Consider the following 14316-nt stretch of genomic DNA (forward strand, 5'->3'; position numbering starts at 1 on the left):
CCTCGCGCTGCGCGAGAAGGTCGGCACCACCCCGCTGTGACCGTGCGGGACGACCGCCGTCGTGACCCGTGGGACCGACGTCCTCATGGTGCGCCGCGCCGGTCCGCCTGGGGCTCGTGCACGTGACCGACGTCGTCACCTACGACAACGGCGACCGGACGCAGTACGTCGACGTCGTCTTCCAACCTGCGCTGGGAGTCCGGAGAGCCGCACCCCGCCGACGGCGAGAACACCGAGCCCCGTTGCTTCGCGAGTGACGCGCTGCCACCGATGACCGGCGACATGCGGGTGCGGGTCGAGGCCGTCCTCGCCGACCAAGCCGGCAGCGCGGTTCGGCCGGACCGGTGCCTAGCCCGGGGTAGGGCGATACACCGGCCCGCGGTCCACGACCTTCTCCAGCATGTCGACGTAGGTGTCGACGTCGTCGCGAAGAGGCACGGAGACCTGGCCGGGGTACCCGATCAGGGCCCGGACTCTCGGGTTGAGGAAGTACGCCCCAGCCGTGAGAGTCCCCAGCGCGTCGAACGCGTCCGGGTGCTCACGGTGCAAGGCGTCGATCGCCGCGCCTGCGTCGAAGCGAGCACCGAGCTCGAGCGCCACGTGCAACAGGTCCTTGAGGTCCGGACGGATCCGCAGGGCCTCGTCGATCCAGACGCTCGCAACCTCCGCCTGGCTGGCTGACGGTTGGGTCCCGTCCCCCGGGATCAGCTGATCCGCGAGCTTCGCGAGCTCCGCGCGGTCGCTGCTGGTGAGACCGACGGTGAGGTCGTAGGTAAGGCTCATGTCTTCCTCCTAGTGGGAAACGCGCTGCTGTGCACGGTTGGCGACGAGATGGTCCGCCGTACGAAGCGCCAGGGCCGCGATGGTGGCGGTCGGGTTCAGACCGGACGACGTGACGAACACGCTGCCGTCGATGACGTAGAGGTTGGGCACGTCGTGCGCCTGACCCCACTGGTCGACCACTGAGTTCGTCGGGTCCTCCCCCATCCGTGCCGTACCGAGCAGGTGCCAGCCGCAGTCCCGAAGCAACGTCGTGGTCGATGTCTTGATCGCCCCTGCAGCCTCGTGGGCCTCATGGATCCGCGCGACGTGGAAGTCGATCAGCTTGCGGGTGTTCTCAGAGGTCTTGTAGATGACCTTGGGTGCCGGGATGCCGGCATCGTCGACGAGCTCGTCGTCGATCACGATGCGGTTCTCCTCGTCCGGGAGGTCCTCGGCGATGATGCCCCACTCGAACGACTTGCCGAAGTTGCTCGTGAGGTTGTGGTGGAAGTTGTCCCCCCACTCATCCTCGACAGGACGACCACTGAACCCAGCGCGGATGCCCAGCGGGCCGCCTGTGGGCATCACGCTCCACTTGGCACCTCGCACGAAGCCGCGGCTCGCGTCCGTCTCGTAGAACTGCAGCGACATGATCGCCTGACCGGCCGGGCCGAGCCAGCTGTCGAGCGGCTCCTCGTACGTCCCGGTGACCGCGGCGAACGGGTGGATCATCAGTCGACGACCGACCATGCCCGAGGAGTTGGCCAGACCGTCCGGGAACAGGTTCGAGGTGGAGTTCAGCAGCACCCGTGGTGTGCCGACACCGTTCGCCGCGAGCACGACGACGGAGGCCTTCTGGTGGCGCTCGATCCCGTCCCGGTCGATGAACACGGCGCCGGTCGCCAGACCGTTCTTGTCGACCGTGACCTCGCGGACCCGTGCACCGGTGACGAGCTTCGCCCCGGCCTTGAGCGCGCCAGGCCAGTGCGTGACGTCCATGGTCGTCTTCGCTCCCTGCGGACAACCACTCACGCAGGTGCCGAACCGGACGCACGCAGGACGGTGGCGGTAGGGCTTCGACGGGATGGCCGCCGGTCCGGGCCACCAGTGCCACCCGAGCTTGTCCATGCCCTCGGCGGCCTTCCGTCCGATCTTCCCGATCGGCAGCGGCGGCAACGGGTAGGGGGCCCCCTCGGGGTAGCCGGGGTCACCATCGAGACCGGACGTTCCGACCTCGCGGTCCATCCGCTCGTAGTACGGCACCAGGTCCTCATAGGTGAACGGCCAGTCGTCGGCCACCCCGTCCAGGGTCCGCACCTTGAAGTCAGAAGGCAGCATGCGCACCCAGTGGGCGGTGTAGAGGATGGTGCTCCCACCCACCGCGGCATACATCAACGGGTTGACGTCCGACTCCGACGTGTTGATCGGATAGTCCCAGCGGTTCGCCCGGACGTTGGGGTTCGGGTGCCACTGCTTCTGCTTGGACAGCTCCCACTCGGGCTTGTCACCGGTGAATGCTGCGGGATCGACCCAGTCGCCCTGCTCCAGACAGACGACGTTGAAGCCCTTCTCCGCCAGCTCCTTCACAGCAACGGATCCGGCCGCGCCGGCCCCGATGACCAGGATGTCCGCGACGTCGGGCAGGTCCTCCGGTCGCGTCTCTCTGCTTTCCACGTTCGTGTCTCGCTTTCTAGAGTTCAGTACTGGGGCGCCGACCGGCCGGCAGGAGCCGTCCGTCGACGCGGCGGGGGATGTCGGTGAAGTCGTCCCGCAGCTCAGGAGGCAGCAGGCGCGCGGGCGCACCCTGCCAGGCCACAGGACGCAGGAAGCGACGGATCGACGTGGCCCCCACGGACGTGTGGAGGCTGTTGGTCGACGGCCAGCTGCCGCCGTGGTGCATCGCCCATGCGACCGCAACACCGGTCGGGTACGCGTTGAAGACCAGCCGTCCAGCGAGCTCGTGGAGAGCGCCGACCAGCGGGTCGATCGACTCGTCGTCCTCGGCATGGATCGTCGCGGTGAGGGACTGCGGCAGCTGTTCGAGGAGTTCGGTCAGCCGCTCCGGGCCGGAGTATCGGATCACCACGCACAGCGGCCCGAAGCACTCTTCGAGGAGCTCGGACCTCAGCTCGTCAGCATCCACCTCGAGCAACCGAGGAGCGACGGCGAACCCGCGATCGGTGCCGTTCGAGGACTCGCCGCGGACGCGGACGCCCGGAAGACTCGAACGCTCGGAAGCGCCCCGGTCGAACGACTCCGCGATGCCCCCGTTGAGCATGACCGGCGGCTCCTGGGCGGCGAAAACCGCCGCGGCAGCGACGACGAGTCGATCGCCCGCGTCACCGGCCGGCACGAGGGCCACACCGGGCTTCGTGCAGAACTGACCCGCGCCGAGGAGCGTGGAGGCCGCCAGGCCTTCACCGATCTCCTTCCCGCGCGCCTCCGCAGCACCGGGCGTCACGATGAGGGGGTTGATCCCCGCCAGCTCTCCGTAGAACGGGATGGGGTCGGGTCGACGCGAGATCAGGTCCAGCAGCGCGCGCCCCCCGCCGAGCGACCCGGTGAACCCGACGGCCTTCACCTGCGGGTGGAGGACCACCTCGGCCCCGGCATCGCGGCCGAACACGATCGACACCACGTCGACCGGCGCTGACACCTCGGCCGCGGCGTCTCGCAGGGCCTCGAAGCACGCCTGCGACGTCTCGGGGTGGGACTCGTGGGCCTTCAGGATCACCGGGCACCCGGTCGCGAGCGCCGCCGCGGTGTCCCCGCCGGGGACGGAGAAGGCGAACGGGAAGTTGCTCGCTCCGAAGACAGCGACTGGACCGATGGGGACCAGCATCCGACGAAGCTCCGGGCGCGGACCCATCTCGGTGTCACCGGCGTGGTCGATCGTCGCCTCGAGGTAGGAACCCTCGTCGACGACGTCGGCGAAGAAGCGCAGCTGGAAGATCGTTCGCGTCAGCTCGCCGTTGAGCCGCGCCTCCCCCAGAGCAGTCTCGCCGTCCGCGACCTTCACCAGCTCGGCACGGCGACCCTCGAGCATGCCGGCCATCGCCCGGAGCAGAGCCGCCCGTTGCTGACGGGAGCTGTTTCGGTACTGGGCGAACGCGGCTCCCGCACGGATGCAGGCGTCCGCGGCCTCCTCGCGACGTGTCGCGCGGATGGCGGTGTCCCGCTGTTCCCCCGTCCGCGGATCGGTGGTCTGCACGAACGTGCTGGTCTCAAGGTCACTCTTGGAGATGGTCATGCCTGCCTGCTTCCGAATGCGTTGGCACCACGCCAGCGGGCGATGGTGTCGGCGTCGACGTCGAGCTCCTCGAGCACGTCCTCGGTGTGCTCGCCCACGCTCGGCGGGTTGCGGAACATCGAGGTCTCGGCGCTGGAGTACGTCACGGGGTGCCGGAGAAGTCGAACTGTCCGGCCATCAGCTCTCTCGTACGTCATCACCGGTTCGAGAGCCGCGACTGCCGGCTCGTCGAGGGCGTCGGCGTAGTCGTTCACCTTGGTCGTCCAGACCCCACCCGCCACCAGGCGCTCGATCGCCTCAGCCGTCGTCAGCCGAGCGATGTGGGGGGCCACGGCGCGTCGAATCTCATCACGACGGACGAAGGCCTGCGCCGGGTCTGCCAGGTCCGGCTCGGCAGCCTGTCCCAGTGCTGCGAGGACGGCGCTGACCGGTGAGAGCGAGATGGCGATGTGACCGTCGAGGGTCGCGTAGAGCCCGTATGGGCCCGGGTGGAACGAGGACCCGACCGGTTCCTGCGCGGGCCGGACGTCGCCACCGTTCATGTGGTAGGTCAATCCCTCGGTCTGCAGGTCGAGGGCTGACTGGACCATCGTGACGGAGATCTTCTGCCCCCGCCCTTCTCGCACCCTCTGGAAGAGTGCGCCGAGCACGCCCATCGCCAGCAGGGCCGCTCCGTGCTGGTCGACGACCGCGGCGCCGGCGGGGATCGGTCCTTGACCGGCTGAGCCCGTGTTGGCGGCAAGTCCGGTCATGGCCTGGAGCAGCAGGTCCTGACCTGGGAGCTTGGCGTGCTCGCCGACTTCGCCGTAGCCCGAGGCCGACGCGTAGACGAGCTGGGGAAAGTCTTCGCGGATCGAGTCGTAGTCGAGGCCGAACCGCTGCATGACGCCAGGCCGGAAGTTCTCCAGCAGCACGTCGGCCGTCCCGATGAGGGCCCTCGCCGCTTCGACACCCTCCGGCGACTTGAGGTCGATGGCGATGCTTCGCGCGTTGCGGTTGGCGAGATCGAAGAACACGCTGTGGTCGCCGCGAACGGTGTCGGCGCCCGACCACGTCCTCTCCCAGGCGCCGGTCGGCGTCTCGACCTTCACCACGTCGGCGCCCAGGTCGCTCAGGTACTGGGTCGCAGCCGGCCCCAGCAGGAACTGCGTGAAGGCGACGATGCGTATGCCGGCGAGCGGTCGACTTTTTGAAGTGGGCGGCGTCATCAGGTGAATCTCCTCAACAGGTTCGTGGCAGCGGCGACGACCTCGTCGCGCTGGTTCGTCGCGGTGGCCTCAGCCGTCAGGAGGCCACGGTCCTCGTCGATCTCGCGGACGATGTAGCGCACGGTGACGGTGTCCCCGAAGAACACCGGCCGCACGAAGCGGACCCGTTCGTAGCCGTAGTTGACGACGGGCGGGTTGCCCATCCGCTCGATGAGCTTGGTCGAGCAGGTCGACATCAGTCCCAAGGTCAGGGCCCCGTGAGCCACCCGTTGACCGAAGGCGGTCTCCCGCATGTAGCTGTCGTTGGTGTGGTTGGGTCCGATGTCACCGGTGAGTCCGGCGAACAGGTACACGTCGGACTCGCTGATCGTCCGGGCCGTCCCGACCTCGTCGCCGATGTCGACTCCCGGGAACGACGTCGATGCCTCGTCGCTCATCGGGCTGCCTCCATGACGTCGATCGCACTGGAGAAGCCGGGCAGGACGATGTCCTTGTGCCGGACGTAGTCGTTCAACGTCGTGTCGAGGCCCTCCCGTGCGTTCCCGCTGAGCTTGAAGCCGCCGAACCCGAGACGCTCGGACCGGTACAGACCCGAACCGTTGATGACGACCTGGCCGGTGTCCAGCTGCTCCGCCAAGCCCCAAGCCCGCCGCACGTCGGAGCTGAAGACGGATCCGCTCAGACCGTAGGGCGAACGGTTGGCGATCTCGACGGCCTCGTCCTGGTCGCTGAACCGGACGATCGGGAGCACGGGCCCGAAGATCTCCACGCCCCCCGCCACGCCGCTCGTGGCGGGCACGTCGGTGAGGATCGTCGGGGCGAAGAACGCACGATCGCGGCTTCCGCCCGTCAGGAGGCGCGCACCTTCGCTGACCGCCTCCGCCACCTGCTCGCCCACACGCTGAGCTGCGCGCTCTGAGATCAACGGTCCGATGTCGGTCCCCGCGTGCAACGGGTCACCCACGGACAGTCCCTCCACCCCGCGCTGGAGCGCGGCCGTGAAGGCATCGGCCACCGCGTCATGGACGAGGAGCCGCTTGGTCGCACAGCAGCACTGCCCATTGGCGATGGAGCGCCCGAACAGCGCGGCGTCCACCGCAGCCTCGATGTCGGCGTCCTCGAGCACGATCATCGGGTCGTTGGAGCCGAGCTCCAAGAACACGCGCTTGAGCGTCTTGGCCCCTTCGCGAGCGACGATGAGCCCGGTCTCGGTCGATCCCGTGAGCGACACGGCCTTGACGTCGGGGTGAGCCACGAGCCGAGCGCCGACGTCACCCTCGCCGTGGAGCACCGTCACGACGTGATCGGGAAATCCGACCTCCTTGATGATCTCGCCGAGTCGCTGGACGGCCAGCGGATCCTCCTCTGGAGCCTTCACCACGACGGTGTTGCCCATCGCGATGGCCGGAGCCACCTTGTGGGCGAAGAGCTCCACTGGGAAGTTGAACGGAATGATCGAGACGACGACACCGAGTGGCTCAGCCTTCGTCACGGCGACGTCCCTCTCGCTGCCGGCCTGGGTGTCGAGGAACCGGGCTTCGTCAGTCGTGGCCATCATGCGCTCGGCGAACCCGCGGAACAATCGGCCGCACAGTGCCACCTCCCCGACGGTCTCGCTCTTGGTCTTGCCGCTCTCTCGCGCCAGCACCGTTGCCAGGGCATCGGACTCCTGAGCGAGTGCAGCCGCGAACCGGTTCATCAGCTCGTAGCGGCGGTGACGAGGTGTCCTGGCCCAAGCCGCGCCGGCGACTCGCGCGGCCTCGACAGCCTCGTCGATGGCCTCGGGGGTCGCTCGCTGCACGGTTCCGACCAGTCCATCGTCGGAGGGACTGCGGACCTCGGTGAGAGTGCTTTCGGTGACGGTGGTCATTTCTGCTCCTTCAGCGGGTCTGGCGGCGGATGCGGATGGCATCGACAAGGACGGCGAACAGGATCAGCACGCCGCCCACGATCTGGACGAAGTACGCGGAGACACTGACGATCTGCAGGGCCACCTGCACGACGGTGATGAGCAGGGCACCACCCATCAGACCGAGGATGCGTCCCTGGCCACCGTGCAGCGAGACTCCGCCGATGACGGGAGCAGCCACCGCGTAGAGGAGAAGGTCGCTGCCGACGGTCGGGTTGACGCCGGTGAGATAGGACGTCTGGAGGAACCCGGCGAGACCAGCCAGCATCCCCGCCACGGCAAAGGCCTGGATGCGGACGCGGTCGGTGCGGATGCCCGCGGCTGAAGCAGCTCGCTCGTTTCCGCCGGTCGCGTAGACCTTGCGGCCCCAGGACGTTCGGGCCGCCACGAGCCCGGCCCCGAGCGCGACGACGAGCAGCACCAGCGGCATGACGGGCCAGGTGCCGATGCTCTGGTTCCCGACGAAGGCGTACGCGGCGGAGTCGACCGTGAGGGTCTGGCCCTTGGTGATTGCCAGCACGGCGCCGGTCAGGATCAGCCCCATCGCCAGCGTTCCGATCAGCGAGTTCATCTTGAACTTCGCGATGAGCACACCATTGACGAGTCCGATGAGAGCACCGGCCACCATCGGCGCGAGCATGGCCAGGATCGGTGGATAGCCGTCACGGATCAGCAGGACGCCCATCAGGCCGCTGAAGACGAGGTTGCCGATCACGGAGAGGTCGATCTCCCCGATCAGGAGGGCCGTGCCCACAGCCAGGGCGACGAGTCCGAGGACGGTGGTCTGGACCAGGATGTTCTGGAAGTTCGCCACCGTGAGGAAGAACGAGTTCATCAGCCCGGCCGAGACCGCGATGACGACAAGCATGATCCAGACGACGTTGTCGAGCGCCGCGTCCCCGACCTTCTGGAGTCCACTCACGCCGCCCTGGGGACGACGTGACCGGTTCGACTGCGGTCCGTCCGTGGGGACGGTCCGCTTGCTGTTCTGAAGATCTGTACTCATAGTGCATTCACTGCTTTCTGTGGACCGTCCGCGACCACGCGCAGGACGTTGTCAGTCGTGAGGTCGTCGCCGCGGAGCTCGGCGGCGATGGCACCGTCGTGGAACACGATCACTCGGTCGACCAGGCGGACGAGCTCACTGGGGTCATAGGCGAGCATCAGGACGCTGACGCCCGCATCGGTCAAGCCGTCGACGATGCGGTGGACGTCCTCCTTGGCACCGACATCGATTCCGGCGGTGGGCTCGTCCAGGACGAGGACGCGAGGCTCGTGGCCCACGAGTCTGCCGAGCAGGACCTTCTGCTGATTGCCTCCCGACAGTGCCTTGATCGGCATGGACGGTGAGGCGACCCGGATGGCGAGCGAAGACTTCGAGTCCTCGAAGCCCTCGCGCATCCGTGCTCGGTCGATGAGCCCGAGCGGTCCCCGCCGTGCCCAGTTCCCCACCCGCAGGTTCTCCTCGACGGAGAACTCCGGGATGACGCCCTCGTGGATGCGGTCGTGGGTCAGGTAGGCGATCCCGGCCTTCAGGGCCGCCGCGGGGTCGCTCGGCTTGACGGTCTCGCCGTCGACCTCGACCGTTCCCGCGGTCGGCGCCTGCAAGCCACCGAGGGCACGCGCGACGCTTCGTGCACCGGAGCCCGGCAGCCCGACGAGGCCGACGACCTCACCCCTCCCGATGTCGAACGAGGCGCTGTCCACCTCGTCGACCCGGAGACCCCTCACCTTGAGTCGTGTGTCGGACGGTGCGCGGACCGTGCGCTCGAACTCGTCGACGTCTCCGCCGGTCACGAGCCGTGACAGCTGGCCGCCGGTCATCTCCGCCATGCTGTCGCCCTGTCCGACCACCAGGCCGTCGCGCAGCACCGTGTACTCATCGCAGATCTCGATCAGGTCCTGGTTGAAGTGCGTGATGTAGATGAAGGTGAGTCCGCCCGAGGTCAGCTCTCGGATCCAGCCGAACAGGCTCTGCCGTTCGGCTCTCGACATCGCGGTCGTGGGCTCGTCGAGGATGGCGAGACGTCCGCCATCGTGCAGCGTCTTGATCAGGCACAGCTGCCGTTGCTGCGGAAGGTTGAGCGACCCGGCGGCGGCATCGGGATCGATGCTCAGGCCGTAGTCCTTGAGTGACGCTGCCGCCTGCTCCCGCATGGTGTGGCGATCGATGGTGAACCCGCGCCTGGGGTATCGCGGGAGTGCGAGGTTCTCGGCCACGCTCAAGTGGTCGAAGACCTCGGCATGCTGCTCCATGAGGTGGATGCCGCGGTCCTTGCGTTCGCTCAGCGGCAGCCCCGTGACGTCCTCACCACCGAACTCGATCCGTCCGGCGTCGGGGTGGAGCGCCCCTGCGATCAGGGCCATCAGCGTCGACTTGCCCGCCCCGTTCTTGCCCAGGACGCCGTGTACTGCCCCTTGGGAGACTCGAAGGTCCACCGACTCGAGGGCAGCCACGCCGCCGAACGACTTGGAGACACCGCTCACGTCAAGCAGCGGCTGGTGATCACCGTGCATCAGTTCTCCTTCAGACCCCACGAGGTGACGACGTTGGCCCACTGGCGCTTGTCGCTCGCGTTGGTCTTGTCGATGAAGTACGGAGGAAGGACCATGCGGGGGCCGGCGTCCGATTTCACGACCGGCGCCGTCTTCCACACGTACTTGTCGTTCGTGTAGTCACCCATCGGGATGGCCTTGCCCTTGACCGAGTACTTGTCGAGCATCTCCACACAGATCTGGCCGTAGGCGACAGGATCCTGGGAGACCGATGCGTCGAGCGTCCCGTCCGCGACCCAGCTCAGCGCAGACGGGTTGCCGTCGATCGAGGTCAGGATGATGTGCTTGTCATCGCCGACGGGAGCCAGACGTCCCGCCGACTTGAACGCCGGCAGCATCGCCTGGGTCAGGGAGTCCGTCGGGGCATGCGCGGCGTCGAGCTTCGGATACTCGGAGAGGGTCGCACCGGCCACGGCGCGTGCCTTCTCCTGCAGCGTGTCCGTCGGTCGCGAGATGACCTGGATGTCCGGGTGCTTCTTCAGCACGGACTCGAACCCCTCCTTGCGGTCGCGCCAGACCGAGGCCGACAGGGATCCGTACACGTTGAGGACGGTTCCCTCGGCGCGACCGTACTTGGCGATGAGCAACTCGACCGTCTTCTCGGCAGCCATCTCGCCGCCGCGGCGGTTGTCGAAGGCGATGGTGAAGTCGGCGCTACCGCCGGTCAGCGGGACGTCGATGATCCCGACGGGCACACCCTTGGCCTTGGACTGCTCGGTCAGCGGCACCAGGTTCTCAGAATCGATCGGGTTGGCGATGACGAACGCCGGCTTCTTGAGCAGCGCGCTCTTCCACTGATTGAACTGGATGCCCGCGTCACCCTTGGCATCGGTCGTCTCGAACGCGTAGCCGGCGTCCTTGTAGGCGCGCTCGAGCGTCTCGACGAGAACCGTGTAGAAGAAGAAGTTGAGGTTCTTGTTGACGTAGCTGGCGGTGGAACCGCCGCTCCCGCCCGACGAACCGCCGGCACCACAGGCCGCGAGGGCCGGGGCAAAACCGAGTGCCACCGCCGCGCCGCCGGCCGCCTTCAGCAACGAGCGTCGATTCATCCCTGCGATTGCGTCGTTCATGATGTTCCTCTCAAAGGGGTGCCGGTGCAGTTCGCTACACAGGCTTGGGGGTGGTCAGCACCTCGAAGGAGGCACCACTGAGGGTGCGGGCCCGTGGACCCAGCCGACTGGAGATGAGCTCGGCCGCCGCCCGCACGTGTCGCACGAGCTCGTCGAGTCGTTCGTCCATCCGTGTGGTCGGGCCCGAGATGCTGATGCCGCCACAGACCTGGCCGGTGTGATCGACGACCGGTGCGGCGATGCACACCAGACCGAACTCGATCTCCTCGCGGTCGATGGCGTAGCCGTCAGAACGAGCCGTCCGGGCCGCGGCGACGATGTCCGCCGGGATCACCAACGTGTTGGAGGTCGATGCCTTCCACGCGACGGAGTGGGCGATCCGCTCCTGCTCGTCGTCCGGGAGGCCTCCGAGGAGCACCTTCCCGAGCGCGGTGCAGTTCAGCGCGACCCGACGGCCGACGGCCGACGGCATGCGCAGCGACCAGGTGCCCTCGACCTTCTCGAGGTAGAGCACCTGTCCCGAGTCCATCACGGCGAAGTGAGCGGTCTCGCCGCACTCCTTGACGAGCTGGCCGAGGTGCTCCAGGACGATCTCGCGTGCTCCGCCCGAGCTGATGACCGCTGATGCCAGCTCGAGGATGGCGTAGGAGAGCGCGTATCGACCGGGCTCCACCTGATAGACAAAGCCTTCCCGCTCGAGGGTTACCAGGAGGCGATGCACGGTGCTCTTGTGCATCTGGAGTGATCGGCCGATCGCGGAGGCACCGAGCACCGGGGTCTCGGTGGAGAAGCATCGCAGGACCTTGAGGGCTCGACTGGCTGCGGCGACGGTGGCCACGCCCTCGTCGAGGTTCGCTGAGTCGCCGTTGTCAATGATGTCTGTCATGGGCCGAGCCTAGGGTCATCGTCCGTCGCATCCCGGAGCGTGCGCGCGTCGATCTGTGGCGTGATCTGCGACAACGGCAGCACGCCGTCGGCCAGTGCCACGGCGAGGACGAAGTAGAAGTCGCCGTACGGCAGAGCCCCGTCGAGTCCCTTGCCGTGCGGCTTGGAGTAGCACGACCGGAGAAGGATGCCTTCCTCGTCCTGGTCGGTGCGCACAGCGTGCTCCAGAAGAAGGTCGAGCACCTTGTTGGCTCGCGCGCGAAGGGCCTCGGCCTCGCCGGACTCGACGGTCTCGGCGAGGATGAGCGCCCCGAGCGCAGCGATGGCCGATGCGCTCGCGTCCTCGGTGCCGGACTCGACGTCGGAGAAGTCCCAGGGCGCCACGCCATCGGCGGGAAGGCGATGGTCGAAGTAGTCCCACGCACGCCGGGACAGCTCCCTGAACCCCTCGTCCCCCGTGACCGCGTACGACCAGGCATAACCGGCGATGGCCCAGGCTTGTCCACGAGTCCAGCAGGACTCCTTGTCGGCCCCCTGGAACGTCCCCCGGTCGAGCACCTCTCCGGTGGCAGGGTCATAGGTCGCGAGGTGGTAGGTGCTGAAGTCATCGCGGAACAGCGCAGCGGACTTCTTCGCATGTCGGTAGGCGATCTTCGCCATCTCGAGGTCGCCGGTGCTCTCGCTGGCCCACCAGAGCAGCGGGAGGTTCATCATCGTGTCGATGGTGCTGGTGGCCTGCGCCCGCGGATCGTCGAGCTCGCCGAAAGCCTGGATGTAGCCGCCGCCCGGTCGGAACCGGCGTGCGAGCGTGCGCGCAGCCTCGATCCCGGGGCGGGAGTCCTCGGCGTCGAGATAGCCGAGCTGCTGCCCGAGCGCGAACGCCGGATGGAAGAGGAATCCGAGGTCATGGGTGGTCGTGTCGCCCTGGCGGCGCGCGACCTCGGCCAGCGCCTGACGTTGCTCGGCTGCGACCTCGCCCGCGGGCCGGGTGCCCAGCTGAACGATCCACTGGACGCCCGGGGCGAAACCGGCCATCCAGTTGCCGTGGTCGTAGGACCCGTCCTTGGTCCATCCGCTGGTCGAGTCGATCGGCAGGCGTACCCACGCGCCGTTCTCCGTGTACTGCTGGTGCGTCGTCGGGTGAGCCAGCCCCGCAGCGCCTTCCTGCTGCGCCAGCTGAACCAGTCGGTCCCAGCGAGGTGTGGACGTGGTCATGCGTCGACCCCCTGTCCAGCCAGCGGGGCGGGGGCAGCGGAGGGGTACTCGTCGATCATCTTGACGGGATTCTCGAGGACCCCGAGCTGGGCGCTGGCAATCTGGACCACATCGCCCGCACGCAGCGCGAAGTCGAGCGGCGGGATGACACCCGTGCCGGTCAGGAGCACGGTGCCGTCCGCGAGGACGTTGTAGCGCGACACGTGCCGCGCCAGGTCAGAGAACCGTCGATTGAGTTGACCCGTGTTGGTCTCGCCCGCGAACACCTCGGCGCCGCCACGGGTGATCGTCAACGTGATGTCGAAATGGTCGGTGACCGCCACCGCCTCGTCGAAGATGGTCACGGCGGGACCGAGTGCGCAGCTCGAGGAGAAGATCTTCGCCTGGGGCAGGTAGAGGGGGTTCGCCGCCTCGATGTCGCGGGCGGTCACGTCGTTCCCGAGGGTGATCCCGACGATGTTCGCGTCTCGATCCAAGACGAGAGCGAACTCCGGCTCGGGAACCGTGAGGTGGCTGTCGCCGCGGATCCCGATGGGCGCCCCGGGCCCCACGGTGCGGCGTTCTGCGTTGTCCTTCAGGAACAGCTCGGGACGGTCGGCGTCGTAGACGTCGGCGTAGAAGGAGGCTTTCTGGTTGGTCTCCTCCAGACGCGCCTCACGGGACGTCTTGTACGTCACCCCTGCTGCCCAGACCTCCGGGGCGGAGATGGGGGCCACCAGGGCGTGATCTCCCGTGGCGTCGGTCCAGGTGTTCGTCGCCCAGTCGATCGTGATGGAACGATCACTGCGGGCCGCGAGATCCATCAACGACGTGCTCAACGTCCCCCGGCCGGCGGAACGCGCTTGGGCGATCGCTCCAGCGAGCCCGCTCCCCTCGGGAAGCAGGTCCGTCACGTCCCATCCAGACGCAGGTGCCGTCAGTACCGCCACTCGAAGACGGCTGCTCGAACCCACCTGCACAATCTGCACCCTGCGCTCCTTTGGAACATCGTTCTGTTTAACGTGTGATGCCGATTACAGTAGGTGGGATCGATCGATCGGTCAAGTCATGCGCCAAGAAACAGTGTGGGGGCCCGCAAATCAGGCCCCCTTCGGGGGAGTGCTGCGCCGCAGGTCACACCTCCGACACGCCCTACACCCGGCCTCAACCTCTTCTCGACACACCGCTCCTCTCGACGTAAAACTGCGTGAATTCTGCGCGGTCCAGACTTGAAGGGAAGCGAGCCTCGTGGCTCGGCCAGTACAGAAGCAGCCTCGAAATGGCGAAGAACGTTCACGTCACCCCGCACGACAACGGTTGGCAGGTCGTCCGCGCCGGCGCCGACCGCGCATCATCGGTCCACCCCAGGTCGACGCTGAAGCTGCCGGACGCGCGACAGCCCAACGCCAAGAAGTCGAGTTCCTCTAGTTGCTTGAGTCCATGAGGAGGTCGTTTGGCCTGGTTGCCGAGGGTGACGACGAC

13 protein-coding genes are annotated in these 14316 nt (G+C 67.5%); 1 reads left to right on the forward strand and 12 read right to left on the reverse strand.

The genetic code is table 11. The features are described from left to right. Positions 1 to 348 precede the first annotated feature (348 nt). The 12 genes from JWQ91_RS12890 to JWQ91_RS12945 all read right to left on the reverse strand — a co-directional run bounded on the left by JWQ91_RS12890 (position 349) and on the right by JWQ91_RS12945 (position 13748). The gene (locus JWQ91_RS12890) at positions 349 to 783 is read right to left on the reverse strand and encodes a hypothetical protein (RefSeq protein WP_297784718.1); all 435 of its coding nucleotides are present in this window, start codon (positions 781 to 783) and stop codon (positions 349 to 351) included. A 9-nt stretch (positions 784 to 792) separates the two neighbouring features. Then, on the reverse strand, positions 793 to 2436 hold the full coding sequence (locus JWQ91_RS12895; protein ID WP_297784721.1) for a GMC family oxidoreductase: 1644 nt from the start codon (positions 2434 to 2436) through the stop codon (positions 793 to 795). Between the two features lie 16 nt (positions 2437 to 2452). Beyond that, positions 2453 to 4012: an aldehyde dehydrogenase (NADP(+)) gene (locus tag JWQ91_RS12900; RefSeq protein ID WP_297784724.1), complete on the reverse strand. Its 1560-nt coding sequence runs from the start codon at positions 4010 to 4012 to the stop codon at positions 2453 to 2455. Continuing rightward, positions 4009 to 5220 carry a CoA transferase gene (locus tag JWQ91_RS12905; RefSeq protein WP_297784726.1) on the reverse strand — a complete coding sequence of 404 codons (1212 nt, stop codon included), beginning with the start codon at positions 5218 to 5220 and terminating at the stop codon, positions 4009 to 4011. The genes JWQ91_RS12900 and JWQ91_RS12905 overlap by 4 nt, the downstream gene beginning before the upstream one ends. After that, on the reverse strand, positions 5220 to 5657 hold the full coding sequence (locus JWQ91_RS12910) for a MaoC/PaaZ C-terminal domain-containing protein (protein ID WP_297784729.1): 438 nt from the start codon (positions 5655 to 5657) through the stop codon (positions 5220 to 5222). The genes JWQ91_RS12905 and JWQ91_RS12910 overlap by 1 nt, the downstream gene beginning before the upstream one ends. Further along, positions 5654 to 7090 (reverse strand): aldehyde dehydrogenase family protein, encoded by a 1437-nt coding sequence (locus JWQ91_RS12915; protein ID WP_297784732.1) that lies wholly within the window; start codon positions 7088 to 7090, stop codon positions 5654 to 5656. The genes JWQ91_RS12910 and JWQ91_RS12915 overlap by 4 nt, the downstream gene beginning before the upstream one ends. Before the next feature lie 10 nt (positions 7091 to 7100). Next, the gene (locus JWQ91_RS12920; protein WP_297784734.1) at positions 7101 to 8051 is read right to left on the reverse strand and encodes an ABC transporter permease; all 951 of its coding nucleotides are present in this window, start codon (positions 8049 to 8051) and stop codon (positions 7101 to 7103) included. An 80-nt stretch (positions 8052 to 8131) separates the two neighbouring features. Then, complete coding sequence (locus tag JWQ91_RS12925; protein ID WP_297784737.1) at positions 8132 to 9646, reverse strand: sugar ABC transporter ATP-binding protein; 1515 nt, start codon at positions 9644 to 9646, stop codon at positions 8132 to 8134. Then, on the reverse strand, positions 9646 to 10755 hold the full coding sequence (locus JWQ91_RS12930; RefSeq protein ID WP_297784740.1) for a sugar ABC transporter substrate-binding protein: 1110 nt from the start codon (positions 10753 to 10755) through the stop codon (positions 9646 to 9648). Before JWQ91_RS12930 ends, JWQ91_RS12925 begins: the two co-directional genes overlap by 1 nt. A gap of 34 nt (positions 10756 to 10789) precedes the next feature. Continuing rightward, a complete protein-coding gene (locus JWQ91_RS12935; protein ID WP_297784743.1) occupies positions 10790 to 11641 on the reverse strand; it encodes an IclR family transcriptional regulator in 852 nt (283 codons plus the stop codon). Next, positions 11638 to 12855, reverse strand: coding sequence for a glycoside hydrolase family 88 protein (locus JWQ91_RS12940; protein ID WP_297784746.1), 1218 nt, complete (start codon positions 12853 to 12855; stop codon positions 11638 to 11640). The genes JWQ91_RS12935 and JWQ91_RS12940 overlap by 4 nt, the downstream gene beginning before the upstream one ends. Then, positions 12852 to 13748, reverse strand: coding sequence for a fumarylacetoacetate hydrolase family protein (locus JWQ91_RS12945; protein ID WP_297784749.1), 897 nt, complete (start codon positions 13746 to 13748; stop codon positions 12852 to 12854). The genes JWQ91_RS12940 and JWQ91_RS12945 overlap by 4 nt, the downstream gene beginning before the upstream one ends. A gap of 365 nt (positions 13749 to 14113) precedes the next feature. Here JWQ91_RS12945 and JWQ91_RS16490 point away from each other — a divergent pair, with 365 nt between their 5' ends. Further along, entirely contained in the window at positions 14114 to 14278 is a 165-nt protein-coding gene (locus tag JWQ91_RS16490) for a DUF2188 domain-containing protein (RefSeq protein WP_366521385.1), read from the forward strand. Positions 14279 to 14316 lie beyond the last annotated feature (38 nt).

It is taken from the genome of Aeromicrobium sp. (genome assembly GCF_025965075.1).
Taxonomy (GTDB): domain Bacteria; phylum Actinomycetota; class Actinomycetes; order Propionibacteriales; family Nocardioidaceae; genus Aeromicrobium.